At 66.5% G+C, this 25,932-nt stretch carries 26 protein-coding genes; 12 read left to right on the top strand and 14 right to left on the bottom strand.

Annotated features, from left to right (window positions below; translation table 11 throughout):
• Positions 1-99: 99 nt before the first annotated feature.
• The 3 genes from gcvT to gcvP all read left to right on the top strand — a co-directional run bounded on the left by gcvT (position 100) and on the right by gcvP (position 4,601).
• On the top strand, positions 100-1,182 hold the full coding sequence (gcvT, locus tag OU419_RS01880; RefSeq protein ID WP_254469999.1) for a glycine cleavage system aminomethyltransferase GcvT: 1,083 nt from the start codon (positions 100-102) through the stop codon (positions 1,180-1,182).
• A gap of 66 nt (positions 1,183-1,248) precedes the next feature.
• Complete coding sequence (gene gcvH / locus OU419_RS01885; protein WP_254470000.1) at positions 1,249-1,638, top strand: glycine cleavage system protein GcvH; 390 nt, start codon at positions 1,249-1,251, stop codon at positions 1,636-1,638.
• 86 nt (positions 1,639-1,724) lie between these two features.
• On the top strand, positions 1,725-4,601 hold the full coding sequence (gcvP, locus tag OU419_RS01890; protein ID WP_254470001.1) for an aminomethyl-transferring glycine dehydrogenase: 2,877 nt from the start codon (positions 1,725-1,727) through the stop codon (positions 4,599-4,601).
• Positions 4,602-4,779: 178 nt separating this feature from the next.
• On the opposite strand, the gene OU419_RS01895 is transcribed toward gcvP, so the two are convergent.
• The 7 genes from OU419_RS01895 to OU419_RS01925 form a co-directional block, all read right to left on the bottom strand.
• Positions 4,780-5,001, bottom strand: a complete 222-nt coding sequence (locus tag OU419_RS01895; protein WP_254470002.1) for a hypothetical protein — start codon at positions 4,999-5,001, stop codon at positions 4,780-4,782.
• A gap of 93 nt (positions 5,002-5,094) precedes the next feature.
• Positions 5,095-5,421 (bottom strand): DUF2388 domain-containing protein, encoded by a 327-nt coding sequence (locus OU419_RS01900; protein WP_254470003.1) that lies wholly within the window; start codon positions 5,419-5,421, stop codon positions 5,095-5,097.
• A gap of 113 nt (positions 5,422-5,534) precedes the next feature.
• Positions 5,535-5,852: a DUF2388 domain-containing protein gene (locus tag OU419_RS01905; protein ID WP_254470004.1), complete on the bottom strand. Its 318-nt coding sequence runs from the start codon at positions 5,850-5,852 to the stop codon at positions 5,535-5,537.
• A 79-nt stretch (positions 5,853-5,931) separates the two neighbouring features.
• On the bottom strand, positions 5,932-8,343 hold the full coding sequence (locus OU419_RS01910) for a tetratricopeptide repeat protein (protein ID WP_254470005.1): 2,412 nt from the start codon (positions 8,341-8,343) through the stop codon (positions 5,932-5,934).
• 96 nt (positions 8,344-8,439) lie between these two features.
• Entirely contained in the window at positions 8,440-9,720 is a 1,281-nt protein-coding gene (locus OU419_RS01915) for a cytochrome c (protein ID WP_254470006.1), read from the bottom strand.
• A 2-nt stretch (positions 9,721-9,722) separates the two neighbouring features.
• A complete protein-coding gene (locus tag OU419_RS01920; RefSeq protein ID WP_254470007.1) occupies positions 9,723-11,306 on the bottom strand; it encodes a GMC family oxidoreductase in 1,584 nt (527 codons plus the stop codon).
• A gap of 2 nt (positions 11,307-11,308) precedes the next feature.
• The gene (locus OU419_RS01925) at positions 11,309-11,806 is read right to left on the bottom strand and encodes a sorbitol dehydrogenase family protein (protein WP_254470008.1); all 498 of its coding nucleotides are present in this window, start codon (positions 11,804-11,806) and stop codon (positions 11,309-11,311) included.
• 217 nt (positions 11,807-12,023) lie between these two features.
• Between OU419_RS01925 and OU419_RS01930 the strand changes: the two genes are divergently transcribed.
• From OU419_RS01930 to OU419_RS01940, 3 genes are all read left to right on the top strand, one after another.
• The gene (locus tag OU419_RS01930; RefSeq protein WP_254470009.1) at positions 12,024-12,818 is read left to right on the top strand and encodes a thymidylate synthase; all 795 of its coding nucleotides are present in this window, start codon (positions 12,024-12,026) and stop codon (positions 12,816-12,818) included.
• A gap of 291 nt (positions 12,819-13,109) precedes the next feature.
• On the top strand, positions 13,110-14,267 hold the full coding sequence (locus tag OU419_RS01935) for an iron-containing alcohol dehydrogenase (RefSeq protein ID WP_254470010.1): 1,158 nt from the start codon (positions 13,110-13,112) through the stop codon (positions 14,265-14,267).
• 7 nt (positions 14,268-14,274) lie between these two features.
• Positions 14,275-14,709: an acyl-CoA thioesterase gene (locus OU419_RS01940; RefSeq protein ID WP_254470011.1), complete on the top strand. Its 435-nt coding sequence runs from the start codon at positions 14,275-14,277 to the stop codon at positions 14,707-14,709.
• A gap of 8 nt (positions 14,710-14,717) precedes the next feature.
• Here OU419_RS01940 and OU419_RS01945 read toward each other — a convergent pair whose 3' ends face one another.
• Positions 14,718-15,077: a hypothetical protein gene (locus tag OU419_RS01945; protein WP_254470012.1), complete on the bottom strand. Its 360-nt coding sequence runs from the start codon at positions 15,075-15,077 to the stop codon at positions 14,718-14,720.
• Between the two features lie 277 nt (positions 15,078-15,354).
• Here OU419_RS01945 and OU419_RS01950 point away from each other — a divergent pair, with 277 nt between their 5' ends.
• Entirely contained in the window at positions 15,355-15,894 is a 540-nt protein-coding gene (locus tag OU419_RS01950) for a DUF2087 domain-containing protein (protein ID WP_254470013.1), read from the top strand.
• Positions 15,895-15,954: 60 nt separating this feature from the next.
• On the opposite strand, the gene OU419_RS01955 is transcribed toward OU419_RS01950, so the two are convergent.
• The 5 genes from OU419_RS01955 to OU419_RS01975 all read right to left on the bottom strand — a co-directional run bounded on the left by OU419_RS01955 (position 15,955) and on the right by OU419_RS01975 (position 21,582).
• Complete coding sequence (locus OU419_RS01955; protein WP_254470014.1) at positions 15,955-16,395, bottom strand: glycine zipper domain-containing protein; 441 nt, start codon at positions 16,393-16,395, stop codon at positions 15,955-15,957.
• 122 nt (positions 16,396-16,517) lie between these two features.
• Positions 16,518-17,024 (bottom strand): hypothetical protein, encoded by a 507-nt coding sequence (locus tag OU419_RS01960; RefSeq protein ID WP_254470015.1) that lies wholly within the window; start codon positions 17,022-17,024, stop codon positions 16,518-16,520.
• A gap of 395 nt (positions 17,025-17,419) precedes the next feature.
• Entirely contained in the window at positions 17,420-19,741 is a 2,322-nt protein-coding gene (locus OU419_RS01965; RefSeq protein ID WP_254470016.1) for an FdhF/YdeP family oxidoreductase, read from the bottom strand.
• Entirely contained in the window at positions 19,738-20,589 is an 852-nt protein-coding gene (gene fdhD / locus OU419_RS01970) for a formate dehydrogenase accessory sulfurtransferase FdhD (RefSeq protein WP_254470017.1), read from the bottom strand. The genes OU419_RS01965 and fdhD overlap by 4 nt, the downstream gene beginning before the upstream one ends.
• 93 nt (positions 20,590-20,682) lie before the next feature.
• Positions 20,683-21,582, bottom strand: coding sequence for a LysR family transcriptional regulator (locus OU419_RS01975; protein WP_254470018.1), 900 nt, complete (start codon positions 21,580-21,582; stop codon positions 20,683-20,685).
• Between the two features lie 150 nt (positions 21,583-21,732).
• Between OU419_RS01975 and lysM the strand changes: the two genes are divergently transcribed.
• Entirely contained in the window at positions 21,733-22,170 is a 438-nt protein-coding gene (lysM, locus tag OU419_RS01980) for a peptidoglycan-binding protein LysM (RefSeq protein ID WP_254470019.1), read from the top strand.
• 36 nt (positions 22,171-22,206) lie between these two features.
• Here the strand turns inward: lysM and yrfG are convergent, their stop codons facing one another.
• Positions 22,207-22,869, bottom strand: a complete 663-nt coding sequence (yrfG, locus tag OU419_RS01985; RefSeq protein WP_254470020.1) for a GMP/IMP nucleotidase — start codon at positions 22,867-22,869, stop codon at positions 22,207-22,209.
• Between the two features lie 125 nt (positions 22,870-22,994).
• Here yrfG and nudE point away from each other — a divergent pair, with 125 nt between their 5' ends.
• From nudE to OU419_RS02005, 4 genes are all read left to right on the top strand, one after another.
• Complete coding sequence (nudE, locus tag OU419_RS01990) at positions 22,995-23,561, top strand: ADP compounds hydrolase NudE (protein WP_254470021.1); 567 nt, start codon at positions 22,995-22,997, stop codon at positions 23,559-23,561.
• On the top strand, positions 23,558-24,379 hold the full coding sequence (gene cysQ, locus OU419_RS01995) for a 3'(2'),5'-bisphosphate nucleotidase CysQ (protein WP_254470022.1): 822 nt from the start codon (positions 23,558-23,560) through the stop codon (positions 24,377-24,379). The genes nudE and cysQ overlap by 4 nt, the downstream gene beginning before the upstream one ends.
• Positions 24,380-24,418: 39 nt before the next feature.
• Positions 24,419-25,231 (top strand): bifunctional DNA-formamidopyrimidine glycosylase/DNA-(apurinic or apyrimidinic site) lyase, encoded by an 813-nt coding sequence (gene mutM / locus OU419_RS02000; protein WP_254470023.1) that lies wholly within the window; start codon positions 24,419-24,421, stop codon positions 25,229-25,231.
• Positions 25,232-25,309: 78 nt separating this feature from the next.
• Positions 25,310-25,888, top strand: coding sequence for a lysophospholipid acyltransferase family protein (locus tag OU419_RS02005; protein ID WP_254470024.1), 579 nt, complete (start codon positions 25,310-25,312; stop codon positions 25,886-25,888).
• Positions 25,889-25,932 lie beyond the last annotated feature (44 nt).

The raw sequence follows: 25,932 nt of genomic DNA on the forward strand, positions 1-25,932 counted from the left end.
GACAAGCTGTCCACAGACCGGTCATGCGACTACAATGCGCGCGTTTCGTGCGGGCCGTTCTCGCGCTCCGCACCCGCCACGCCCGGAAGGAGACCACCCATGGGACAGCGCACGCCGCTCTATGATTTGCACGTCGCCCTCGGCGCCAAGATCGTCGATTTCGGCGGTTGGGACATGCCGCTGCACTACGGCTCGCAAGTCGAAGAGCACCACCAGGTTCGCCGTGATTGCGGCGTGTTCGACGTTTCCCACATGACCGTGGTGGATGTCACCGGCCCGCAGGCGAGGGAATACCTGCAGCGGCTCCTGGCCAACGATGTCGACAGACTGCAAACCCCGGGCAAGGCGCTGTACAGCGGAATGCTCAACGAGCGTGGCGGGGTGGTCGACGATCTCATCGTCTACCTCGGCATATACGGCTACCGCGTGGTGGTCAACGCCTCCACCCGCGACAAGGACATGGCCTGGATGCAGGCCCACACCGAAGGCTTCGACGTCACCCTGACCGAGCGCGCGGACCTCGCGATGCTGGCCGTCCAGGGCCCGAACGCCCGCGAGAAGACCGCCGAACTGGTTACGCCGTCGCGCGCCGCGCTTATCCGCGAACTCAAGCCCTTCCAGGGCAAGGCCGACGGTGACTGGTTCATCGCCCGCACCGGCTACACAGGTGAGGACGGCCTCGAAATCATGCTGCCGGCCAGCGAAGCGCCGGGCTTCCTCAACGACCTGGTCGGCGCCGGCATCGCCCCCGCCGGCCTTGGCGCGCGCGATACCCTGCGCCTGGAAGCCGGGATGAATCTCTATGGCCAGGACATGGACGAAGATGTCACCCCGCTGGCCGCCAACATGGGCTGGACCATCGCCTGGGAGCCCGCCGAGCGCGACTTCATCGGCCGTAAGGCCCTGGAAGCGCAGAAAGCGGCCGGCGATGCGCCCAAACTGGTTGGCCTGGTGCTGGAGGAGCGCGGTGTACTGCGTGCCCACCAGGTGGTTCGCGTCGCCGGTGTCGGCGAGGGCGAGATCACCAGCGGCAGCTTCTCCCCGACTCTCGGCAAATCCATCGCCCTGGCCCGCGTGCCAGCCGCCACCGGCGACCGCGCCGAAGTGGAGATTCGCGGCAAGTGGTACCCGGTACGCGTCGTTCAGCCGAATTTCGTGCGTCATGGCAAAGCCCTGATCTAAATTGCATGAACTAACTTGCATCGTGCGGCACCGCCGCCCGTCGCCTATGTCCTCGAGGAAAACAAGATGAGCAATATTCCCGCCGACCTGCGTTATGCCGCCAGCCACGAGTGGGCGCGCCTGGAAGCCGACGGTAGCGTAACCGTGGGCATTTCCGACCATGCCCAGGAGGCACTGGGCGACGTGGTTTTCGTTGAGCTGCCGGAAGTGGGCAAGACCCTGGCAGCAGGCCAGGAAGCTGGTGTCGTCGAGTCGGTGAAGGCCGCCTCGGACATCTACGCCCCGGTGGGCGGTGAAGTCATCGCCGTCAACGACGTGCTGGCCGACACTCCCGAAGAAGTGAACAACGATCCGTACGGCTCCTGGTTCTTCAAGCTCAAGCCGAGCAACCCGGCCGAGCTGGACAAGCTGCTCGACGCCGCCGGCTACCGCGCTTCCTGCGACGCCGACGCGTAAGACACTGCTGTAAACACAGGCCTCGACTCGTCGGGGCCTGTTCTTTTTACGGACCGATTGCGGACCGACTTTTCGAGACCGTGGCCATGTCGAACACCCCTTCGCTTTCCCAGCTGCACCAGCCTGATGCCTTCCTTGCCCGCCACCTGGGCCCCGACGCCGCCGAGCAGCACGCTATGCTCGAAACCCTCGGGCTTGGCAGTCGCGATGACCTGATCGTGCAGACCGTGCCGCCGGCCATCCGCCTGAACCGGCCGCTGGACCTGCCGGTTGCCCTCGACGAACAGGGTGCACTGGCCAAGCTGAAGGGGTACGCGCAGCAGAACCAACTGTGGACCAGCCTGATCGGCACCGGCTACTACGGCACCCTGACGCCCACCGTCATCCTGCGCAACGTGCTGGAAAACCCGGGCTGGTACACCGCCTACACGCCGTACCAGCCGGAAATCGCCCAGGGTCGTCTCGAATCGCTGCTGAACTTCCAGCAGATGACCATCGACCTCACCGGCCTGGACCTCGCCAGCGCCTCGCTGCTCGATGAAGCGACCGCCGCCGCCGAGGCGATGGCCCTGGCCAAGCGCGTGGCCAAGGCCAGGAGCAACCTGTTCTTCGTCGATGCCCAGTGCCATCCGCAGACCATCTCCGTGGTGCAGACCCGCGCCGAAGCGTTCGGCTTCGACGTAGTGGTCGACGAGCTGGAAAACCTTGGTCAGCACCAGGTGTTCGGCGCGCTGCTGCAATACCCCGACACCCGTGGCGAAATCCGTGACATGCGCGGCCCGATCGATGCCCTGCATGCCCAGCAGGCCATCGCCTGCGTGGCCAGCGACCTGCTCGCACTGCTGCTGCTTACCCCGCCGGGCGAGCTGGGCGCCGACGTGGTCCTGGGCAGCGCCCAGCGCTTCGGCGTGCCGATGGGCTACGGCGGGCCACACGCGGCCTTCTTCGCCTGCCGGGACGAGTACAAGCGTGCCATGCCGGGCCGCATCATCGGCGTTTCCAAGGACGCCCGTGGCAACACCGCGCTGCGCATGGCGCTGCAGACCCGCGAACAGCACATTCGCCGCGAGAAGGCCAACTCCAACGTCTGTACTTCCCAGGTGCTGCTGGCCAACATCGCCAGCCTGTACGCCGTCTACCACGGCCCGCAGGGCCTCAAGCGCATCGCCCAGCGCGTGCACCGCCTGACCTCCGTGCTGGCCGCCGGCCTCGCCGCCAAGGGTGTGAAGCGGGTCAACCAGCACTTCTTCGACACCCTGACCCTCGACGTCGGCGCCCAGCAGCAGGCCATCCTCGAACGCGCCCGCGCCGCCCGAGTGAACCTGCGCATCGTCGGCGAAGACCGCCTGGGTATCAGTCTCGACGAAACCACCGGTGTCGACACCCTCGCCAGCCTGTTCGACATTGTTCTCGGCACCGGCCACGGCCTGGATGTCGCGCAGCTCGACGCCGGCAGCGTCGCCGAAGGCATCCCGGCCGACCTGCAGCGCAGCAGCGGCTACCTGAGCCACCCGGTGTTCAATCGCCACCACAGCGAAACCGAGATGCTGCGCTACCTGCGCCAGCTCGAAGGCAAGGACCTGGCGCTGAACCAGGCGATGATCCCGCTGGGCTCCTGCACCATGAAGCTCAACGCCACCAGCGAGATGATCCCGATCACCTGGCCGGAATTCGCCAGCCTGCACCCCTTCGTGCCCCGCGAGCAGGCCGAGGGCTACCGCCTGATGATCGAGGAGCTGGAGCGCTGGCTCTGCGCGATCACCGGCTTCGACGCCATCTGCATGCAGCCCAACTCCGGCGCCCAGGGCGAGTACGCGGGCCTGCTGGCGATCCGCAAGTACCACGAGAGCCGTGGCGACGCGCACCGCAACATCTGCCTGATCCCGTCCTCCGCCCACGGCACCAACCCGGCGTCGGCGATCATGGCGAGCATGCGCGTGGTCATCGTCGAGTGCGACAAGGGCGGCAACGTCGATATGGAGGACTTGAAGCGCAAGGCCGAGGAAGCCGGCCCGCAACTGTCCTGCCTGATGATCACCTACCCGTCGACCCACGGCGTGTACGAGGAAGGCATCCGCGAGATCTGCGAGGTCATCCACAACCACGGTGGCCAGGTGTACATGGACGGCGCCAACCTCAACGCCCAGGTTGGCCTGGCGCGTCCGGCGGACATCGGCGCCGACGTGTCGCACATGAACCTGCACAAGACCTTCTGCATCCCCCACGGCGGTGGCGGTCCGGGCATGGGCCCGATCGGCGTGAAGAAGCACCTCGCTCCCTTCGTCGCCAACCACCCGGTGATCCGCATCGAGGGCCCGAACCCGCTCAACGGCGCGGTCAGCGCTGCGCCCTGGGGCAGTGCCAGCATCCTGCCGATCAGCTGGATGTACATCGCCATGATGGGCCCGCAACTGGCGGACGCCACGGAAGTGGCGATCCTCAACGCCAACTACCTGGCCCAGCGGCTCGACGATGCTTTCCCGGTGCTCTACCGCGGCCGCAACGACCGCGTTGCCCACGAGTGCATCCTCGACCTGCGCCCGCTCAAGGCGCAGACCGGGATCAGCGAGGAAGACGTCGCCAAGCGCCTGATGGACTATGGCTTCCACGCGCCGACCATGTCCTTCCCTGTGCCCGGCACGCTGATGGTCGAGCCGACCGAGAGTGAGTCAAAGCACGAGCTGGACCGCTTCATCGAGGCGATGCTGTCGATCCGCGCGGAGATCGCCAAGGTCGAAGCGGGTGAATGGCCGGCCGAAGACAACCCGCTCAAGCGTGCGCCGCACACCCTGGCGGACGTCACCGGCGTCTGGCAGCGCCCCTACGAGATCGCCGAGGCCGTGACGCCGACCGAACACACCCGCGCCTTCAAGTACTGGCCGGCGGTGAACCGCGTGGACAACGTTTACGGAGATCGCAATCTGTTCTGCGCCTGCGTGCCGGTGGACGATTACCGCGAGTGAAGGCTGCGCTGAACTGAAAAAAGCCGCCCTCGGGCGGCTTCTTTCATGGCGCGGTCCCGGCTGGAGCGGAGCTATCCGGCGCTTGCCTCGCGGAACGCATCGCAGGACCCACCGCGATAGCCGTGAATCTCGGCAACCACTGCGTGTGGCGCAACGGTTGCAGTCCCTGCGGAAACGGTCAGGGCTTGAGCTGCAACTGGCCAATCAGCCGGATGAGGAACACGAACAGCAGGATCATCAGCACGTTGCTGAGCATGCCGATCAGGTTGTAGAGATTGGAGGGCAGCAGCGAGTAGATCTCCAGGTCGACCACGCTCAGCAGGCGGCTCAGGAGCCAGAAACTTTCGCTGACGATCAGCAGAATCAGGATGATTCTGAGGGGTTTGATGGGATCGTTCATGGGGCGCTCCGTGTCGGGACTGGAGCGTCAGTAGAGCACAGCGATCGCGCCCTCGCATGGCCCGTGGCGATGCGCCACGGGGCACGGGAGGGTTCAGTGGGGCGGTTCGTCGTCGTCGCGGGCAAGGATGGCGTTGGCCAGTTCCATGTCGCTGCGTTGGCGCAGGCTGCTATCGTCGCTGCGCAGACGGGTGAGGGCAGCTTCCAGGTACGGGCCGCGAATGGCGCCGTCGCTGGCGACATAGGCGCCGGCATCGTCCTGGGCGGCGACGATCAACTTGTGGTCGTGCCTGAAGGTCAGGTAGGTCGACGCAGTGGTGGCGCCGGACGAAATGATGTCGCGCCAGAAGCCGTCGGCGAAGGCCGGAGCGAGGGGCAGGGCGAGCAGGGCGAACGCGGTGGCCAGTTTGGCGGTGCGCATCGGAATCACCTCCGGTAGGTCCGTGTACAGGTGAGATGCGCGGGGCGCTGGCCGAGTTCCGGAAACCTTCCGGGCGGCGCGCGCGGCCTTGGAAGCCACGCGCGCCGCGGCGGTCAGTGCTGCGCGGCGAGGATGGCGCTGGCCAGTTCGCTGTCGCTGGTGTTGGCCAGGGCCGGGTCGGCGTTGCGCAACTTCAGCAGTGCGGCCTCCAGGTACGGGCCGCGGATGGCGCCGTCGCTGGCGATGAAGCTGGCGGCGTCGTCCTGTGCCGGGCCGACCAGCTTGTGGTCGTCGCGGCTGGTGAGGTAGGTCGAGGCGGTGGTGGCGCCGGAGGTCAGGACTCCGCGCCAGAAACTGCGGTCTTCGGCGAACGCGGATGCCAACGGCAGGAGGGTGAGGGCAATGACGACAGGGGTGAAGCGGCGACGCATGATGTCTCCTTGAGTGAATGCGCGTCTCTCAGAGCGTCCGCCGTTTCGTGAGTTCCCGCCTGTCGTCGGTTGCCTCGATTCATTCCCGCTTGAGCGAGGGGTCGTCCGGATTCTGCTGCTCCAGCTCCGACAGCAGCATCTGCACCTTCTGCATCTGCCCCGTTTCGCGCAGGTAAGCGACCAGCGCCATGCGTGCGCCGCGATTGGCTGGGTGGCGCTGCAACAGCGCTTCCAGTTCGCGGCAGGCGGCATCGGCGTCGCCGCTGTCGTGCAGGGCGATGGCCAGCACGTAGCGGAACTGATCGTCGTCCGGCGCGAGCTTCACTGCCTCGCGCAGTTCCTTGAGCGCCTGTGCGCGATCGCCCTGGCGTACCAGTGCGAGGCCGTTGACGTGGTGCAGCAGGCCGGAGGTGGGGTGCTGGCGCAGTGCGTCGTCGAGCAACTGGCGTGCCTCTGCCTGGCGGCCGTTGGCTTCCAGCCACTGGATGAGCGTGACCTGCGCCGGGAGGAAGTCCGGGTTGCGCGCCATCGAGGCGCGCAGCGCGGGCTCGACCTGCTCGGGCCGGTTGGTGCGCTCGTAGAGCATGGCGAGGTTGAGATTGGCCTCGGCGCGCTCGGTCAGTTCCTTCTGTACGTCTTCGTATTCCCGCAGGCCCTTCTCCAGTGCGGCATCCAGCCCGGCGCGGGCCTGCGGCGGCAGTTGCGCCAGTTGCCAGGCGGCGGCGATGCGTACCGCGCGGATCGGGTCGGACAGCAGCGGAGCCAGCATGGGGGCGAGCACCAGCGCCTGCTGCGGGCCGTTGGCGAGTGGCACGAGGATATCGATGGCGGCGTTGCGTACCTGCGGATCGGGGTCTTTCAGGCTCAGGGCGGCGAGCTCCAGCGAGCGCGGGCTGGGGTAGTTGGGCAGCTCGGCCATCAGGGTCGCGCGACGGATCGCCGGCAGGTCTGGCGAGGCCAGCAGCAGGTGCAGCGCGCGGGAAGCGCCGGGCATGCCGCCGCGAGCCTTCCACAAGGTGTCGTCATAGCGCGGCGTGGGGTTGCTGGAGGCGTTCGCCTTGGCTGGCAGCTCGCTGGCATACCACTGGCGGAACTGGTCGCCGATCTTCTTCGCCGGAGTGTCCTTGTGGCATGCCAGGCAGGCGTCCGGCGCACCGATGCGGCGAGCGTGCGCGGGGTTGGGCAGGCTGAAGCCGTGGTCATGGCGGTAGTCGTTGACCATGTAGTAGCGGCCTGGCATGTGACAGGAAGTGCACTGTGCGCCGGGGCTGCCGGGCTGGTGGTGATGGTGTTCGGGGGAGTCGTAGTTCTTCGCCTTCAGCCCCTTGCCGTCGATTTCCGGGCGTACCGGTTTGCCGGCGGTGTTGTGGCATTGCAGGCAGACGCCGTTGCCCGGCGCCTTCAGCTCGCCGCTGTGGGGGTTGTGGCAGTCGGTGCACTGCACGCCCTTGGCGAACATCTTGCTCTGGGTGAAGGAGCCCCACTCGAAGACTTCGTCCTTGATCTTGCCGTCGATCTCGTAGAGTTCGCGGGTCAGGGTGCTGGGCAGGTAGTCGTCCATGAACCGGTGGCTGGTATCGAAGCCGTCGGCCAGCGGCGCGCGGCGCGCGTGGCAGCGGGCGCAGGTTTCTACGATGGTGGTCTGGCTGGCGTTCTGCAGCGGCTTGTCGAAGCCCTTGCCGGCGCTGCCATCGGGCTTCTGCGCCCACTCCAGGTGCTTCGATGCGGGCCCGTGGCAGGCCTGGCAACCGACGCCCAGGCTGTTCCAGTGGCTGGCGAAGGTGTCTGTCTTGGCGTCGTAGTTGCGCTTGAATCCGGTGGTATGGCACTCGACGCACATGAAGTTGGCGTTCTGTGCCGGGCGCGTCCAGTGCAGTTCGTCCTTGTAGTCGATGCGCTGGCCGGGCATCAGCTGGAACCAGTGGTTCTTGCGGCTATCCCAGGCCACCCCGAGCGCCTGCAGGCGGCCGCCTGTCTGGTCTGGATACTCCACCAGGTACTGCTGCAGCGGCTCGAAGCCGAAGGTGTAGGCCACCTTGAAGTCCGCCGGCTTACCGTCGGCGCCGGGGGTGTTGACCCAGTATTCGTCACCCTTGCGGAAGAAGCGGGTGGTCTCGGTCTCGCCCTTGAAGGTGACGTCGGCGAAGTCGCCGAGCACATTGCCCTCGCTGGCCGGCTTCATTGCCTGCTGGTGGTGGGAGCCTTGCCAGTCCTTGGTCTGCGCCTGGTGGCAGCCCTGGCATTCGGATTCGGCGACGAAAGTGGCGGCGGGCGGTGGCGGTGCAGGCTGCGCCGGTGGCGTGGCCGTCGTGATCGGTGGATGGTTGCTCGGCAGTTGGACTCCGGTGTCCTGCTGGACCCATATCCAGGCGCCGATGGTGGCCAGCAGCAATACCCCCGCGACGATCGCGAGCCAGGTGCGGCGGGGCGCGGGAGACGGCTGAACGATGGGAGTGGGACGAGGCTTCTTGGTCTTGTTGGACATGGACATCCGTTGTTCCGCGACGACTCCGGGGTAGGGGGAGCTTCCGCGAGCGAGCTGCGGCTGTCAACGCGGCGGCCCGCCTTTCCTCGGCGGGCCGCTGCCTTACGGCTGGCGTATCTCGGCGACCCGGGCGCTGTCGACTTTCACGTCGGGGTTGCCGAACTGTGCGGTGAGGTAGTTCACCAGGGTGGCGATCTGTTCGTCGTCAAGAGTTCCGGCGAATCCGGGCATGAACACTTCATCTGCGCCGACCTTGCGGTGCACGCCGCCAAGCACCACCTGCACCAGATTATCTGGCTGCAGCGCGCCGACCGCTGTGTTCTTCGTGAGCATCGGATAGTAGCCGTCGGGCACGCCCTCGCCGCTCCAGGAGTGGCAACTGGCGCAGTTGCCCAGGTACAGACGCGCGCCGTCGGCCTTGGGTTGCGCGGCGAAGTCTGCGCCGCGCAGGGCGATCACGTCGTCGGCGGCTTCGCCCCACTGGAAACGCGCCTTGCGCTCGCCGTCGCTGACCGCCGGGACGCTGCGCAGATAGCTGGCGATGGCTTGCAGGTCGGCGTCGGTCATGTGCTGGAAGCTGTGCTCCACGGCCTCGGCCATCGGCCCTGCGGCCTGCGCCTTGCCGGGCACGCGGCCGGTCTTGAGGTACTGCACCAGTTCGGCGTCGCTCCAGCCGCCGATGCCACTGTGGGTGTCGGGGGTGATGTTGAAGGCATACCAGCCGCCCAGTGCGGCGCCGGCGAGGAATCCGGCGCTGCGTTCGTCGGTGGCCTTTTCCTGCAACGCCATGCCGCGCGGGGTGTGGCAGGTGCCGCAATGGGCGAGCCCCTGGACCAGGTAGGCACCACGGTTCCATGTGGCACTCTGCCTGGGATTCGGCTGGTAGGTCTGGTCGTCGTGGAACAGGACGTTCCAGACCGCCAGAGGCCAGCGCATGTTCAGCGGCCAGGCGATGTCGGGATCGCGGTTGGGTTGTGCTACTGCCTGCACGCCGCCTTCGAGGAACCAGGCGTAGAGCGCCTGCATGTCCTCGTCGTTGATTTTCGCGTAGGCGGTGTAGGGCATCGCCGGGTAGAGCCGCGAGCCGCCCTTGGCCACGCCCTGGCGCAGCGCGCGGGCGAAGTCTTCGTAGCGGTAGCTGCCGATGCCGGTCTTCGGATCGGGCGTGATGTTGGTGGAGTACACGGCGCCCAGCGGCGTGGCCAGGGGCAGCCCGCCAGCGAAGGGCTTGCCGCCCGGCGCGGTATGGCAGGCGGCGCAGTCGCCGGCGCGGGCCAGGTATTCGCCGCGCGCGAGCAGTTCCGGCGGCGCCGGGTCCAGCGCCTTGGCGGCGTGGCTTGTCAGCGGCACGACGAGCAGCAGGAGAGCTGCGAATCGCTTCATGTTCAGGCCTCCCGCTTCAGGTGATCGGCCAGGCGCAATGCCAGCGCTGCGATGGTCAGGGTGCAGTTCACCGAGCCGACAGTGGGCATCACGCCGCTGCTGGCGATGAACAGGTTGTGGTGGTCATGGCTGCGGCACTGGCTGTCGACCACCGAGTCCTTCGGGTCGGCGCCCATCAGCGTGGTGCCGGTGATGTGGTTGTTGTTGGCGAAGTTGTCCTCGAACAGCACTTCGCTGCCGCCCAGCAGTTTGGCCGCATGGGCGTAGACCTCGCGGGTGTGGGCCGCGCTCTTGCGCACGTAGTCGTCCATCGCATAGGTGAACTCGGGCTTGGGAATTCCCGCGCCGTCGCGCTCGCTGGCGCTGGGCACGATGCGGTTTTCCGGGCGCGGGAGGATTTCGTGGAAACTGTCGAAACGCACGAAACGCGCCGCCCGGTCGCGGATCTGCGCGTCCAGTTCGCGGCCCAGCAGCAGCGGGCCCTGGCGGATCAGCTCGGCGGCCACCTGGTCGGTGCGTGAGAGGTTCGACAGGTGGATCTTCTTCGATGCGTATTCGCTGCGGAAGGCGCCGTCGCGGAAGCTAACCAGCGAGGTCATCTCCTGCGGGCCGCGGCCCGGCCAGAGCTTCTCGTCGGCGTAGAACTGCACGGCGGTGCCGGGGTGGTCCATCAGGTTGCGGCCGACCATGTCGGAGCTGTTGCCGACCCCGGACATCAGCATCAGCTTGGGCGTCTCGATGCCGTTGGCGGCGAGGATGAAGGTATCGCCCTCGATGCGCACTTCGTTGCCCTGCAGGTCCTTGTACAGCGCCGCGGCTATCTTGCCGGCCTCGCTCTTTTCCAGCTTGAACACCACTGCGTTCTCGACCAGCCGGGCGCCGGCGGCCTCGGCCTTCTCGACGTGGACGATGCCGTTGTACATGGCGCCGATCGGGCAGATCGGCATGCAGTTGTTGTTGCCACAGCAGGTTGGCCGCGCGTCGTAGGGACGGCTGTTGCGCGCCACAGGTTCGGTTACCACGCGATAGCCGTTGGCGTTGAGCAGTGTCTTGATGCGTTGCTCGTTCCACGACAGCGGCAGCGGCGCCATCGGGTACGGCTGGCTGCGCGGCGAGCCGAGTTCCTCGTCGCCCGGCCCCCAGACGCCCAGTTCCTCTTCGGCGCGCTGATACCAGGGCTCCAGTTCGGCGTATTCGATGGGCCAGTCGCGACCCACGCCGTAGAGGCTCGCGAGCTTGAAGTCGTTGGGCAGGAAGCGCCAGGCGGACGCCGCCCAGTGCCAGGTGGTGCCGCCCACGGCGCGGATGTACTGCACGTCGTAGGGGTGTTCGCCCTTCTGGATCAGGTAGTGGTTGTCCGGGTGGAATTGCGGATGCGGGGCCATCGGGCTGGCCGGGTAGGGTGCCTGGAAGTCGGATTTGTCCGGCTGGTTGCGGAACCGCTCGACGATCTCCCAGCGTGCCATGCGCGGCCCGGCTTCGAGGATCAGCACGTCCTTGCCGGCCAGCGCCAACTGATGGGCCACCAGCGCCCCGGCCACGCCGGAGCCGATCACCACGTAGTCCGCCCGTTGCGTATCGGCCATGCTCACACCTCCCGCTCGACCGGCTGCGCGGCCCAGAAGCCAGGCTTGTTCGGGCAGTAGCTGCGGATCACCAGCACGTCGTCCACAGCCTTGAACATCAGTGCGTTCTCGTAGGTCACCACGGTGGCGTTCTGGTCATCGCCGATCATGCCCAGGTACCAGCCGCCGAGGATCTGCCGGGCGAGCCACTGCTGGCGCTCGCTCCAACTGGACGGCGCGTCGCCCAGGTGTGCCTGAAGCTCGCCCAGACTCTGCCTGAGCGCACTGTCGCGGTGGGCCAGGGCCTCGAACAGGCGCAGGCCGATGCGCGGATCCAGGTTGCTGCGCCCGGTCAGCCGCTGGGACAGCGTCATGAAGCTGGATAGCTCCGCTTCCGCCTGGGGCGTCAGTGCGGCCCAGGTGCGCCCCGCCGGGCTGAGCATCACGCCGCCCACCGCAGCGCTGGCGCAGGCCATCGCCAACAGGTGGCGCCGGGAAAGGGGCAGGCTAGCCTCGGACATGAAGACCTCTCTTGCACAGGCGAACGGTTGTGGGGGCGGTCTGGCACCGCTTGGATCAGGTGCCGCATTTCGCTGGTCGGCCAGGGTGGCGATAGCGGGCCGTGCCCCTTAGTATTGCCGTTTGTTCAGATTCTGCCGGGCGGACCAGCCTGCCGGCGGCCATACCAGAGCCGCGCCGCAGAGCCTCACCGACCGGCTTTTGGGTGAAACCGCAGCGATGAAACAGTACCTCGACCTCATGCGCCACGTGCGCGAACACGGCACCTTCAAGAGCGACCGTACCGGCACCGGCACCTATAGCGTGTTCGGCTACCAGATGCGTTTCGACCTGGCCGAAGGCTTCCCGCTGGTGACCACCAAGAAGTGCCACCTCAAATCGATCATCCATGAGCTGCTATGGTTCCTCAAAGGTTCGACCAACATCGCCTACCTGAAGGAAAACGGCGTCTCGATCTGGGACGAATGGGCCGACGAGAACGGTGACCTCGGCCCGGTCTACGGCTACCAGTGGCGTTCCTGGCCGGCGCCGGATGGCCGTCATATCGACCAGATCGCCAACCTGATGGCGATGCTCAAGAGCAACCCGGATTCGCGTCGCCTGATCGTCTCGGCATGGAACCCTGCGCTGATCGACGAGATGGCCCTGCCGCCGTGCCACGCGCTGTTCCAGTTCTATGTCGCCGACGGCAAGCTCAGTTGCCAGCTCTACCAGCGCTCAGCCGACATTTTCCTCGGCGTGCCGTTCAACATCGCCAGCTATGCGCTGCTGACCCTGATGGTCGCGCAGGTCGCCGGGCTTGCGCCGGGCGAGTTCATCTGGACCGGCGGTGACTGCCACCTGTATGCCAACCACATCGAGCAGACCGACCTGCAACTGACCCGCCAGCCGCTGCCGCTGCCGACCATGAAGATCAATCCCCAGGTGAAGGATCTGTTCGACTTCCGCTTCGAGGATTTCGAACTGGTCGGCTACGAAGCCCATCCGCACATCAAGGCACCGGTCGCTGTCTGACCCGCCCGTGCGAAAGAAGGCCGGCTCAATGCCGGCCTTTTTCGTTTCTGCGCGGTTGATTTCGCAGGCGCGGAAAGCTGACGCCCGAAGCTGCCATGGCCCTCGCCGTTCTCGTGGGCGAGTGTCACCAAGCAGGATGGTATTCCTCGTGGCATTCATTCGGTGAATAACCGTTTCGCCTGGCGGTACAAGGTTCCGTAACGTTGCTCCCCATTGCTATGCTCCCCCGACTGGCCGCCAAAATGCGGCTCACGGACATTCCGCAGTACAACGACAAGAACGGGGAACGTCATGCAGCCTTTCAGCTTTGCCACCACCGCGCAGATTCTCTGTGAAAGCGGTTCCGCCGCGCGCCTGGGGGATATCTGCCATGAGCGCGGCGCGCAGCGCGTACTGATCGTCACCGACCCCGGCATCACCCGTCTGAACATGCTCGATGGCGTGCTGCCCGGATTCGCCGCCGCCGGGGTGGCGGTGGAAGTCTTCGACCAGGTGCTGGCCGATCCGCCGGAAAGCGTGGTGCTGGCCGCCGCCGAGCAGGCGCGCAGGATGGCGGCACAACTGGTAGTGGGTTTCGGCGGCGGCAGTTCGATGGACGTGGCCAAGCTGGTGGCGTTGCTGGCGCATCCGCTGGCGACTCAGGGGCTGGCCGATGTCTTCGGTGTTGGCAACGCCCGTGGCCCGCGCCTGCCGCTGATCCAGGTGCCGACCACTGCCGGCACCGGATCGGAAGTGACGCCGATCGCTATCGTTACCACTGGCGAAACCACCAAGATGGGTGTGGTCAGCCCGCACCTGCTGCCGGACCTGGCGGTGCTCGACGCCGACCTTACCCTCGGCCTGCCGCCAGTGGTCACGGCTGCTACCGGTATTGACGCAATGGTCCATGCCATCGAGGCCTACACCAGCAAGCTGAAGAAGAACCCACTCTCCGACCTGCTGGCCCGCGAAGCGCTGCGTCTGCTGGCGCTGAACCTCGACGAAGCGGTGCACAACGGCCGCAACCGCGAGGCGCGCCAGGCGATGCTGCTCGGCGCCTGCCTGGCTGGCCAGGCGTTCGCCAACGCTCCGGTGGCCGCCGTGCATGCGCTGGCCTATCCGCTGGGCGGGCACTTCCACATTCCCCACGGCCTGAGCAATGCGCTGGTGCTCCCGGAGGTCATCCGCTTCAATGCGCCCAATGCCGGCACCCTGTACGCCGAGTTGGCGCCGCTGCTGCTGGGCGAACGTCTGCGCATTGGCGTCGACCGCACCGAGCAGTTCATCGCCGAACTGGCCGACCTCAGCCCGCGCTGCGGCCTGCCTTCGCGCCTGCGCGATGCTGGCGTGCCGGAAGACAGCCTGCCGCGTCTGGCCGCCGATGCGATGTTGCAGCAGCGCCTGCTGGTGAATAATCCCCGCGAGGTCAGCGAGAGCGATGCGCTGGCCATCTACCGAGCCGCCTATTGAGAGAGCGATGAGCGAACAGCATCCCAGCCGCGCCGACTACGCGCACTTCCAGCCGATCACCACGCGCTGGCACGACAACGACATCTACGGCCATGTGAACAACGTGACCTATTACGGCTTCTTCGATACGGCGGTGAACACCTATCTGATCGAGCGCGGCGGCCTGGATATCCACGGCGGCGAGGTGGTGGGTTTCGTGGTGAGTTCAAGCTGCGACTACTTCGCGCCGGTGGCCTTCCCCGAGCGTATCGAGGTCGGCTTGCGGGTCGGCAAGCTGGGCAACAGCTCGGTGCAGTACGAACTGGCGATCTTCCGCGAGGGCGACGAACTGGCCTGCGCGGCGGGCAAGTTCGTGCACGTATTCGTGGATCGCGCCAGCAACCGTCCCGTAGCCATTCCTCCCGGGCTGCGCGAGGCGATGCAGGTGCTTGTGCGCGGCTGACCCGTCCGTTACCAGCCCATCGGGTAGTGCTCGATCCGGCAGGGCTTTTCGTTGCCGTCGTTCTTGCACATGCCGTCCAGGTACTGGTAACGCATCCACACCCGCTGGCCGGGCTTGGGCCAGTGCTTGCGCGGGATCATGCTCTGGTAGTCGGCGCTCTCCGGCTCGAAGGCGATCACCGCGCCGCGCGGCGGGCATTGCGCCGCCTCGTTCTGCGTCTTCACCGACTCCACGCGACCCTTGAGGCCGGGGTGGGGTTGGGTCACCGTTTCTGTGATCTCCACTTCCATGCGGCAGACTTCCCAGTCCGCCGCATGGGCCGAGGGTATTGCGAGAACGGGCAGGAACAGCCCAGCAACAGCTTTCACGACAAACTCCTTGTAGCCAGTTATCCCTGGCCTGCAAGCCTATACCACGCCCGCCAAATGGCACGTCCGGAGGGTTGCCCTGGCCGGTGTGGCGGCCGTATACCGGCCGTCGGTCGGCAGTTCACCCAGGCGTCGCCGCCTCCGTATGGAGAGCGCTAAACCTGCCGCGCGGTTCCCCGCACTCCTTGGATCCGATACGCAACCCTGTGCCGCATCGGAATCCGGCGACCCCCGATAACCTCTGCGCGAGGTCTTGGCACACAACGAGGATTGCCCTGTGTCCAAGCAACGCTTGCCCGTCCACGCACCCGATATCTCGGCCCTTGCCCGCTCACTGGCGCGCCAGTTGGATGAGGCGCCGGAGCGCCCTGGCCATGTCGAGCTGCTCAACCTGCTGGCCCGCGCGGTCGGCTTCCGCAACTACCAGGCACTGCGTGCCAGCCGTCTGGCCGAAGCGCGTCTGGCCCGCGGGGCCGAGCCGGAGGCGGTGGTGGACTTTCGCCGCATCGAGCAGTGGCGGCGCTACTTCGATGAGTCCGGCTGTCTGCGGCGCTGGCCGAAGAAACACAGCCACCGCGAGGCCTGCCTCTGGGTGTTGCGGTCGCGGCTGCCGGCGCGGCGCAGTTGGAGCGAGCGCGAGATCAACGAGTGCCTGCGCGGGCAGGAGTGCATTGGCGATCACCTGCTGCTGCGCCGCGCCCTGGTCGACGGCGGTTGGCTGGCGCGCACCGACGATGGCAGCGAGTACCGCCGTGTGGAGCGGCGTCCGCCGATGGAACCGGGCGCGCTGCTGTCCTGTCTGCCGGTCTGTGCGTAATCGGCCCGTCTGAAACGAGAAAGCCCGCCTGATGGCGGGCTTTCTGCATGAGCACGGCGATCAGTCGTCGTGATGCTTGTGCTTATGCTTGTTCTTGTAGTGGCCATTGCCCTTATGGTTGCCGCTCTTGTGGCTGCTGTGGCCGTCATCGTCGTCGGCCAGGTGGTTGCCCAGCGCACCGCCGGCTGCACCGCCCAGGCCGGCGCCAATGGCCGCGCCAGTGGAGCCGCCAACCTTGTTGCCGATCACCGAGCCGCCCGCTGCGCCCAGGCCGCCGCCGATGGCGGCTTCGGTCTTCTTGCCGTCCTTGGCGCCCATTGCGCCGCCGGCTGCACCACCTACGCCAGCGCCGATCGCGGCACCGGTGGAGCCGCCCAGGGCGCCGCCGACCACGTTGCCGAGCGCGCCGCCTACACCGCTGCCAATGGCGGCCTTGGTGTCGTCGGCCATAGCGTGGGCGGCCAGCAGGCTGAGGGCCAGTACGGAGAGAGTCTTACGCATGTTGCGAACCTGAATGTAGGGAAGTTATTGGGGAATTGTCCCGCACACGAAACAGCCGGGCAACGTGTGCCCGGCTGTTGGTCGACGTTCGGAGCGATGGAACGTTGAAAATTTGCGCTGAATCAATCGTCCCAGTCGCCACGATGGTGTTTGCCGCGCCAGTGCTTGTGCTTGTACCAGCCGCGGTGACGACCGTTGTCGTGCCAGTGACGGTCGTCGTAGCGAGCGCGGCGGTAGCCGTGGCGGTAGTCGTCGTCATCGTCGTCGCGGTTGCTGTCGGCATAGTGGTTGCCCAGCGCGCCACCAGCGCCTCCGCCCAGGGCTGCGCCGATCAGGCCGCCCGTGGTGCTGCCCATCTTGTTGCCGATCACCTGGCCGCCCGCGGCGCCCAGGCCGCCGCCAATGGCGGCTTCCGTCTTGTTGCCGTGGCGGGCACCGACCGCGCCACCGGCTGCACCGCCGAGACCGCCACCGATGGCGGCGCCGGTGCTGCCGCCGACTGCCTGGCCGACGACAGAACCCAATACCCCGCCCAGGGCGCCACCGACGCCGGCACGGGTGTCGCCGTCCGCGAAGGCGGTGCCACCGACCAGCGCAAGAGACAACAGGAGCATCGAGGAGTACTTCATAGAGAGGATCTCTCTGTGGGGATGTTGGTGGCGATCCTCTGTTTGCGCGAAGGCTCTGACAAGGTACTTCCGACGAGTAACACGACTTTCATCAAATAATGCAAGTATATGATTTAAGGTCAGAACTTTTTCGATTCCGGGCTGTCTGAGTGTTATTCCGGGGTTCTGCTTTCAGCGTGCATTCATCACAAAATGCCATTGAAATGATGGCTTTTCACGCGGCGTCCCTTCTTTCTCCGAATCTGCTTTCAAACCTCTTTGCACATGAACCGGCTGCGGCGTTTTTTCGCGTGGCGCGACTGTCCATGCGCGCGGCAAAAAAACTGCGGGGCGGTGCGTTGGAGAGCCGGGTTCGCCGATGCGGCGAGGCGCTCCGGCTGGAGCGCCTTGGGGCATCAGGCGATGCGCAGGCTTGGCCGCGCTTTCTCGAAGCGGATGGCGACGAACTTGGAGGTCGGCGTGTGGCTGCCCACGCCGTGGCTTTCCAGCGGTACCAGCGGGTTGGTTTCGGGATAGTAGGCCGCGGCCTGACCCGTGGGGATGTCATACGCTAGCAGGGTGAAGCCGCTGACGCGGCGTTCCACGCCATCGGCCCATAGCGAGACCATGTCCACCTTGTCGCCCGGCTCGAAGCCCAGGCGACGGATATCCGCCTCGTTGGCGAACACCACTTCGCGCTGGCCGCGTACGCCGCGGTAGCGGTCGTCGAGGCCGTAGATGGTGGTGTTGTACTGGTCGTGGGAGCGCAGTGTCTGCAGGATCAGGTGCGGCTGCTGGCCGGTATCGCGGATCTTTTCGTGAAGCAGGTCTGCCGGCAGCGGATGGCTGTGGAAGTTGGCCTTGCCGCTGGCAGTGTTCCAGCTCCGCGCGCCGGCTGCGTTGCCCAGGTAGAAGCCGCCCGGGTGCGCGACGCGGCGGTTGAAGTCGGCGAAACCGGGGATGGTGTCGGCGATCAGGTCGCGGATGCGGTCGTAGTTGGCGATCATCGCGTCCCAGTCCACCGGGTGGTTGCCCAGCGTGGCCTTGGCGATGCCGGCGATGATGGCAGGCTCGGAGCGCATCTGCGCCGACGACGGTTCCAACTGCCCGTAGGACGCATGGATCATGCTGAAGGAGTCTTCCACCGTCACTGCTTGCGGGCCCTCGGCCTGGCGGTCGATGTCGGTGCGGCCCAGGCACGGCAGGATCAGCGCATCGCCGCCAACGGTCAGGTGGCTGCGGTTGAGCTTGGTGCTGATCTGTACGGTCAGCGCGCAGCTCCGCAGGGCTCGGTGGGTGCGAGGACTGTCCGGGGTGGCCTGGGCGAAGTTGCCGCCCAGGCCGATGAAGACCCGGGCCTGGCCGTAGAGCATTGCGTTGATCGCCTCGACCGTGTTGTGGCCGTTCTCGCGCGGCACCTTGAACTGGAAGCGGCGCTCGATGGCGTCCAGCAGCGAGGCTGGCGGCCGCTCGTTGATGCCCATCGTACGGTCGCCCTGCACGTTGCTGTGGCCGCGCACCGGGCACAGCCCCGCGCCCGGTCGACCGATGTTGCCGCGCAGCAGTTGCAGATTGACGATTTCCTGGATGGTCGGCACCGAGTGATGGTGCTGCGTGATGCCCATCGCCCAGCAGACGATCACGCGCTCGGCGCGGCGATACATGATCGCGGCCTGCTCGATTTCTGCCAGGCTCAGGCCGGATTGCTGCTGGATGTGTTCCCAACCGGTGGCGTCCAGCTCGGCGAGGTAGGCGTCGAGGCCCTGGGTGTGTTCGGCGATGAAGACGTGATCGAAGACCGCCGGTTCGCCCTTGGCCTGGGCGTCGCGCTCCCATTGCAGTAGGAACTTGGCGATACCGCGCACGGCAGCCATGTCGCCACCCAGCGCGGGACGGAAGAATGCAGTGTTCAGCGGCTCGGAGCCGTTGGTGAGCATCTCCAGAGCGTGTTGTGGGTGCTGGAAGCGTTCCAGGCCGCGCTCCTTGAGCGGGTTGAAGGCGACAACCTGGGCGCCGCGCTTCACCGCTTCGCGCAGCGGTTCGAGCATGCGCGGGTGGTTGGTGCCGGGGTTCTGGCCGAAGACGAAGATGGCGTCGGCGTGTTCGAAGTCGGCGAAGGTCACGCTGCCCTTGCCGACGCCAACGCTCTGGCCCAGGGCGACGCCGCTTGCCTCGTGGCACATGTTCGAGCAGTCGGGGAAGTTGTTGGTACCGAAGGCGCGAACGAACAACTGGTAGAGAAACGCGGCCTCGTTGCTGGCGCGACCGGAGGTGTAGAACTCGGCCTGGTTGGGGCTTTCCAGTGCCTTGAGGTGGCGGGCGATGAGGGCGAAGGCATCGTCCCAGCCGATCGGCAGGTAGCGGTCGGTCGCCGGGTCGTAGCGCATCGGTTCGGTCAGCCGTCCCTGGTACTCCAGCCAGTAGTCACTCTGTTCGCGCAGTGCGCTGACGCTGTGGCGGGCGAAGAAGGTGGCGTCCACGCGGCGCTTGGTGGCTTCCCAGTTAACCGCCTTGGCGCCGTTCTCGCAGAACTTCACGCGGCCATCTTCGGGCGAGTCGCCCCAGGCGCAGCCGGGGCAGTCGAAGCCGCCGTTCTGGTTGGTCTTGAGCAGCGCGCGCAGGTTCTTGAAGGGCTGCTTGCTGTCCAGCCAGAAGCGCGTGACGCTGACCAGCGCGCCCCAACCGGCGGCGGGGCCCTTGTACGGCTGGTAGCGGGGATTTTCCTGTTGCAGGCTCATGGGCGACTCTCCCGGTCGGCTTGCGGCGCGGGGCTGTAGACGCGGGGCGCGCTGCGGTGGGGCAAGTGGATCAGGTTCAGGTTGTGCTCGCGGGCCCACTGTACGGTGAGCCCCGTCGGCGCGGACAGGCTGACCAGTGTGGCGAGCCCGGCGCGCACGGCCTTGTGGATGAGTTCCAGGCTGCAGCGGCTGGTGACCACGGCGAAGCCATCGCGCAGGTCCAGGCGCTGGCGCTTGAGGGCGCCGAGCAGTTTGTCGAGGGCGTTGTGCCGGCCGATGTCTTCGCGGCACAGGCGGATGTCGCCACGGCCGTCGACGAACAGCGCGGCGTGCAGCGCGCCGCTGCGGCGGGCGAGGGCCTGCGCGGCGTCGATGCGTTCACGCAGACCATGCAGGTGTTCGGCGGCAGGTAACTCCGCCGGGGCCAGCCTGTCCAGACGCGGCAGGGCCTGCTCCAGCGCTTCCACGCCGCACAGGCCGCAGCCGCTGTTGCCGGCGAGCTGCCTGCGCTGTTGCTTGAGCGCCCAGAAGGCGCGGCTGCTGATCTGGACTTCGGCGGTGACAGCTTCGCCGTGCTGGGCCAGGCGGATGTCATAGATATCGTCGATGGAGTCGACCAGCCCCGCGCCTAGGCTGAAACCGTGGACGAAATCTTCCAGGTCGCTCGGCGAGACCATCATCACGGCCTGGTTGAGCCCGTTGTAGGCGATGGCCAGGGCGATCTCGTCGGCCAGTGGCGCGAGACCGGCGGCCGCTTGCGGGGCGAGTTCGGCATAGGCATAGCCGTCGGCGGACGCGACGGCGGCCCGGACATCGGCGCGAGCCGGGCGGGCGATCAGGCAAGGCATGGGCGGAGCCCTGTGGTTCTAGTAATGAGTCCAGCCTAGGGCGACGTTCCGGAGGCGTCTAATCGGTAGTGCCGATGTAGTGATCGACAATGTCTATCGGCTTTCCCGCGAGCCGCCCAGCAGAGCGTTTGCCTCGCGGAAGCAGGCATCGGCCAGGGCCGAGCGCGGTTCGCTGCGGCGGATGATCAGACCCAGCGGCGAGAGGGTACGTGCGTCGTCGATGGGGGTGAGTGCCAGGTGCTTGTCCTCGCGCTCCAGCCCGCTGCCAAGTGGCATGATCGCGCAGCACAGGCCGCGCTCCACTGCTTGCAGCAACTGGTGCACGGCGTCGGTTTCAAGCCGTGGCCGCGGGCTCAGGCCACGGCTGCGGAAACCGTGGTCGATGGATTGGCGGAAGTGCATCCCGGCCGACAGCAGGCCCAGCGGCAGGTCGACCAGGGCGTCCCAGCTCAGGCTCGGCGCATCGATGGGGAAGTGACGGCGATCGTGCAGCAGGCCCATGCGCGTTTCGGCCAGCTCCAGCCCCTGGAAATGCTCACGGTCGAGGCGGTCGAGGTAGGACAGGCCGAGGTCGAGCTGGTTGCGGCCGAGAGCTTCGAGGATGTTCTCCGAACTCAGGGCGAAGAGCTGGAAGCGCAGCTCGGGGTGGCGCTGGGCGAACAGCTCGACCAGGCGCATGGGGTCGAAGCCGGCCAGTGGCACTACGCCCAGGCGCAGCGTACCGACCAGTTGCCCACGGCATGCAGCGGCCTCCGCGTACAGCCCGTCGTGGGCGGCGAGCAGGCTGCGCGCCCAGGCCAGCACGCGCTCGCCGGCTTCGGTGAAGCCTTCGAAGCGTTGGCCTCGCCGCACCAGCTCCAGCCCGAGCTCTTCCTCCAGGCTGCGCAGTCGCATCGACAGCGTGGGCTGGGTGACATGGCAGCGCGCCGCCGCCTGGCCGAAATGCCGGGTTTCGTCGAGGGCGCAGAGGAATTTCAGCTGCTTGATGTCCATCGTCGATGGCGACTCCGGCTACGTTCTGTCGGGTTGGGGCGGGTTTAGGGCATTTCCGAAATGCCGGTGCGAACTTGCCGTCTAGACTACCTCGGGGCGCGGTCTGCCCAATGTCGGCCGTCAGCAACTGTAACCGTAGGGAGAGAAGAAATGGGCATTTTTGCGTTCGTGAAGGAAGCCGGCGAGAAGCTCTGGGACAGCCTGGTGGGCAACGAGGCTCAGGCTGCCGAGTCGCTCAAGGAGCACGTGGCCAAGGTGGGGTTGGGCAATCCCAACATCCAGGTCAGCGTGGAAGGTGACAAGGTGATCGCCGCTGGCGAGGTGGCGAGCCAGGAGGAGAAGGAGAAGATCCTGCTGGCGCTGGGTAACGTCGCCGGCATCTCCGGTGTCGAGGACCGCATCACCGTCGCCACTCCGGCGCCGGAAGCGCGCTTCGTTACAGTGAAGAAGGGCGACACGCTGAGCGCCATCGCCAAGGCCGAGTACGGCAATGCCAACGCCTACATGAAGATCTTCGAGGCGAACAAGCCGATGCTCAGCCATCCGGACAAGATCTATCCCGGCCAGGTGCTGCGGATCCCCGCGTGATGCCTGCGAGCCCGGCCCTGAGCCGGGCTCGCCGCGTTACAACCCCTCGATCAGCGTCCGGTAGTCTTCCTGGGCGGCGAATTCCTCGGTGTCCTTCGGCCCCTGGCGGCTGTCCGGGTTGCGCACCGCGAGCAACTGGCCGATACCGAAGCACCGCGCCGCCCGCAGGATCGGCAGGCTGTCATCGATGAACAGGCTGCGCGCCGGGTCGAAGCCGACGTCGGCGTGCAACGCCTGCCAGAACTGCTGGTCTTCCTTGGGAAATCCATAATCGTGAGAGCTGATCAGCCGGTCGAACCACGGTGCAAGCTCCACACGCTCCATCTTCAGCGAGAGCGAGTCGCGGTGCGCATTGGTGATCAGCACCGCGCGCTTGCCGTGGCGGCGCAGGGCAGCGAGGAACAGGTCGGCGTCCGGGCGCAGGGCGATGAGGTGGGCGACTTCGAGCTTGAGGTCGCGGATCGACAGCTTCAGCTCGCGGCTCCAGAAGTCCAGGCAGTACCAGTTGAGTTGCCCGGCGTTGTCGCGGAACAACGGCAGCAGCTCGGCGTCGGCCTGCTCGCGGCTGATGCCGTGATGCTGCGCGTAGCGATGCGGCAGGTGTTCGAGCCAGAAATGGTTGTCGAAATGCAGATCGAGCAAGGTGCCGTCCATGTCGAGCAGGACGGTATCGATGGCTGACCAGGGCAGGGTTGGCATGCGGGGCTCGGAAAAAGAGTGTCGCAATTGTGTCGCGGACAGGCAGCTTCGGCACAATCTCCGACACGGATAATCAGGAAAGGCGGGTTATCATAGCCGACCCGGCCACCCCCAGGAGTTGCCCCATGCGTCAGAAACCCACGGTTCTCGCCCGCGAGATCGTCGCCAAAAGCCGACTGTTCTGCGTCGAAGAGCTGCAATTGCGCTTTTCCAACGGCGTGGAGCGTACCTACGAGCGCCTGGCGGGCAAGGGGCAGGGCTACGGCGCGGTGATGGTGGTCGCGATGCTCGACGCCGAGCATGCGGTGCTGGTCGAGGAGTACTGCGCTGGCGTCGACGAATACCAGTTGTCGTTGCCCAAGGGACTGGTAGAGCCGGGCGAGGACGTCCTCGCCGCCGCCGACCGCGAGCTCAAGGAAGAAGCCGGCTACGGCGCCCATGAACTGGAGTACATCACTGAGCTGTCGCTGTCGCCGGGCTACATGAGCCAGCGTATCCAGGTGGTGCTGGCGCGCAATCTCTACCCCGAGACACTGCCCGGCGACGAGCCGGAGCCGATGCGGGTGGACAAGATCAATCTGCGGGAGCTCGCAAGCCTCGCTCAGCACGCCCAGTTCAGTGAAGGCCGTGCCCTTGCCGCGCTCTATCTGGTGCGCGACCTGCTGACCCAACGAGGGGAATTCCGACTGTGATTCATGCCTTCCTGCCTGCGGTAATCGATCTGGTGCACAAGGCCGGCGATGTCATCCTGCCGTTCTGGCGCGGCGATCTGAATGTCGAGCGCAAGGCCGATGAATCACCCGTCACCGCTGCGGACCTGGCCGCCCATCGCCTGCTGGCCGACGGCCTGCGCGCGCTGGCACCGGATGTGCCGGTGCTGTCGGAAGAGGACTGCAGCATCGCCCCGGAACAGCGCGCCCAGTGGACGCGCTGGTGGCTGGTGGACCCGCTGGATGGCACCAAGGAGTTCATCGCCGGCAGCGAGGAGTACACCGTCAACGTGGCCCTGATCGAACGTGGCCGGGTGGTATTCGGTGTCGTCGGCGTTCCAGCCAGCGGCCGTTGCTACTACGGCGGCAGCGGCCTGGGTGCGTGGCGTGAGGAGCGCGGCGGCGAGCCGCGGGAAATCTCCGTGCGGATCAGCCCGGCGGAGGCGTTTACCGTGGTGGCGAGCAAGCGTCACTCCAGCCCCGCGCAAGAGCGGCTGCTGGCGGGCCTGGCGGAGCGCTTCGGTGATCTCCAGTTGGCCAATATCGGCAGCTCCCTGAAGTTCTGTCTGCTGGCCGAGGGCTCGGCGGATTGCTATCCGCGCCTTGCGCCGACTTCGCAGTGGGATACCGCGGCGGCCCAGGGTGTACTGGAAGGTGCCGGTGGCGAAGTGCTCGACCTGCGTGGCCAGCCCTTCACCTACGAGGCCCGAGAAACCTATCTGAACGAATCGTTCCTCGCTCTGCCGCGGGCCGCGGAGTGGCGCGAGGAGCTGGTCCAGTTGGCGCGTGCGCTGGACTGATCGAGCTCGTTCCCCAAAAACAATGCAGCCGTAACCGTCATGCCCGAATTACCCGAAGTAGAAACCACCCGCCGGGGTATCGCGCCCCATCTGGAGGGGCAGCGCGTAAGCCGCGTGATCGTCCGCGAGCGCCGCCTGCGCTGGCCGATCCCGGAGGACCTCGATGTACGCCTGTCGGGGCAACGCATCCTGCAGATCGAGCGCCGCGCCAAGTACCTGTTGCTCAATGCCGAGGTCGGCACGCTGATCAGCCACCTGGGCATGTCGGGAAGTCTGCGTCTGGTGGAGTGCGGGTTGCCGGCGGCGCGCCACGAGCATGTGGACATCGAGCTGGAGTCCGGCATGGCGCTGCGCTACACCGATCCGCGTCGCTTCGGCGCTCTGCTCTGGAGCCAGGCGCCACTGGAGCATGAGCTGCTGCGCAACCTCGGACCGGAGCCGCTGACCGATGCCTTCGAGGGGGAGCGGCTGTACCAGATGTCCCGTGGCCGCAGCATGGCGGTGAAGCCCTTCATCATGGACAACGCGGTGGTGGTCGGGGTGGGCAACATCTACGCCACAGAGGCGCTGTTCGCCGCCGGGATAGATCCGCGCCGCGAGGCCGGCTCCATTTCGCGGGCGCGCTACGTGAAACTGGCGCAGGAGATCAAGCGCATCCTGGCGACTGCCATCGAGCGCGGCGGCACCACGCTGCGCGACTTCGTCGGCGGTGACGGGCAACCTGGTTACTTCCAGCAGGAACTGTTCGTCTACGGACGCGGCGGCGAATTCTGCAAGGTCTGCGGTTCGACCTTGCGCGAGGTTCGTCTCGGCCAGCGCGCCAGCGTCTACTGTCCGCGCTGCCAACGTTGACGGCGGCTGTCGCCGCTACTCTGTCGCACCCTGATCCATAACAACAAAGGCCCCTCGCGAGGGGCCGCCAGGTGATTCATGTCCGGCAATTATCTGCCCCGCAACCCGCTGGCCGAGGCGCTCGGTCACGCCATGCTGCGTATTGGGGGCTGGCGCATCGAGGGCTCCCTGCCTGCCCTCGACAAGTTCGTGGTGATTGGCGCCCACCACACTTCCAACTGGGATTTCGTGCTGTTCCTCGCGGTGAAGTTCGTGCTGCGTCTCAACGCCCGCTGGTTCGGCAAGCACACGCTGTTCAGCGGGCCGCTGGGCGGGATGATGCGCCGCTGGGGTGGAATTCCGATCCAGCGTCATCTCAAGCTGAACACGGTCGACCAGGCCGTGCAGACGTTCCACCAGAGCCGCGAGATGATGCTCATCCTGTCGCCGGAGGGCACGCGCAAGAAGGTGGACCGCTGGAAAATGGGCTTCTACCACATTGCCCGTGGAGCCGGCGTGCCGATCGTGCTGGCGGCGCTGGACTACCCTGGCCGGCGCATCATCATCGGCGAGCCCTACTGGCCGAGCGGAGACGAGGCGGAGGACCTGCGGCGGATGTTGGCGTTCTATCGCCCCTACACGCCGAAAAAGCCGGAATACGCATTCCTCGGCGATTGATGGCCATCACGCTGACAAGTCATGGAGCGCTGTTATAGTTATGG

The organism is Pseudomonas triclosanedens (genome assembly GCF_026686735.1).
GTDB classification, from domain to species: domain Bacteria; phylum Pseudomonadota; class Gammaproteobacteria; order Pseudomonadales; family Pseudomonadaceae; genus Pseudomonas; species Pseudomonas triclosanedens.

Bases quoted from the DNA above. Each gene is read 5' to 3' on its own strand.
- gcvP (WP_254470001.1), top strand. From the start codon at position 1,725: ATGTCGAACACCCCTTCGCTTTCCCAGCTGCACCAGCCTGATGCCTTC.
- OU419_RS01895 (WP_254470002.1), bottom strand. From the start codon at position 5,001: ATGAACGATCCCATCAAACCCCTCAGAATCATCCTGATTCTGCTGATC.
- mutM (WP_254470023.1), top strand. From the start codon at position 24,419: ATGCCCGAATTACCCGAAGTAGAAACCACCCGCCGGGGTATCGCGCCC.
- gcvH (WP_254470000.1), top strand. From the start codon at position 1,249: ATGAGCAATATTCCCGCCGACCTGCGTTATGCCGCCAGCCACGAGTGG.
- OU419_RS01940 (WP_254470011.1), top strand. From the start codon at position 14,275: ATGAGCGAACAGCATCCCAGCCGCGCCGACTACGCGCACTTCCAGCCG.
- OU419_RS01915 (WP_254470006.1), bottom strand. From the start codon at position 9,720: ATGAAGCGATTCGCAGCTCTCCTGCTGCTCGTCGTGCCGCTGACAAGC.
- OU419_RS01975 (WP_254470018.1), bottom strand. From the start codon at position 21,582: ATGGACATCAAGCAGCTGAAATTCCTCTGCGCCCTCGACGAAACCCGG.
- yrfG (WP_254470020.1), bottom strand. From the start codon at position 22,869: ATGCCAACCCTGCCCTGGTCAGCCATCGATACCGTCCTGCTCGACATG.
- OU419_RS01920 (WP_254470007.1), bottom strand. From the start codon at position 11,306: ATGGCCGATACGCAACGGGCGGACTACGTGGTGATCGGCTCCGGCGTG.
- OU419_RS01935 (WP_254470010.1), top strand. From the start codon at position 13,110: ATGCAGCCTTTCAGCTTTGCCACCACCGCGCAGATTCTCTGTGAAAGC.
- OU419_RS01910 (WP_254470005.1), bottom strand. From the start codon at position 8,343: ATGTCCATGTCCAACAAGACCAAGAAGCCTCGTCCCACTCCCATCGTT.
- OU419_RS01925 (WP_254470008.1), bottom strand. From the start codon at position 11,806: ATGTCCGAGGCTAGCCTGCCCCTTTCCCGGCGCCACCTGTTGGCGATG.
- OU419_RS01930 (WP_254470009.1), top strand. From the start codon at position 12,024: ATGAAACAGTACCTCGACCTCATGCGCCACGTGCGCGAACACGGCACC.
- nudE (WP_254470021.1), top strand. From the start codon at position 22,995: ATGCGTCAGAAACCCACGGTTCTCGCCCGCGAGATCGTCGCCAAAAGC.
- OU419_RS02005 (WP_254470024.1), top strand. From the start codon at position 25,310: ATGTCCGGCAATTATCTGCCCCGCAACCCGCTGGCCGAGGCGCTCGGT.
- OU419_RS01905 (WP_254470004.1), bottom strand. From the start codon at position 5,852: ATGCGTCGCCGCTTCACCCCTGTCGTCATTGCCCTCACCCTCCTGCCG.
- fdhD (WP_254470017.1), bottom strand. From the start codon at position 20,589: ATGCCTTGCCTGATCGCCCGCCCGGCTCGCGCCGATGTCCGGGCCGCC.
- OU419_RS01900 (WP_254470003.1), bottom strand. From the start codon at position 5,421: ATGCGCACCGCCAAACTGGCCACCGCGTTCGCCCTGCTCGCCCTGCCC.
- OU419_RS01955 (WP_254470014.1), bottom strand. From the start codon at position 16,395: ATGCGTAAGACTCTCTCCGTACTGGCCCTCAGCCTGCTGGCCGCCCAC.
- OU419_RS01965 (WP_254470016.1), bottom strand. From the start codon at position 19,741: ATGAGCCTGCAACAGGAAAATCCCCGCTACCAGCCGTACAAGGGCCCC.
- lysM (WP_254470019.1), top strand. From the start codon at position 21,733: ATGGGCATTTTTGCGTTCGTGAAGGAAGCCGGCGAGAAGCTCTGGGAC.
- OU419_RS01960 (WP_254470015.1), bottom strand. From the start codon at position 17,024: ATGAAGTACTCCTCGATGCTCCTGTTGTCTCTTGCGCTGGTCGGTGGC.
- gcvT (WP_254469999.1), top strand. From the start codon at position 100: ATGGGACAGCGCACGCCGCTCTATGATTTGCACGTCGCCCTCGGCGCC.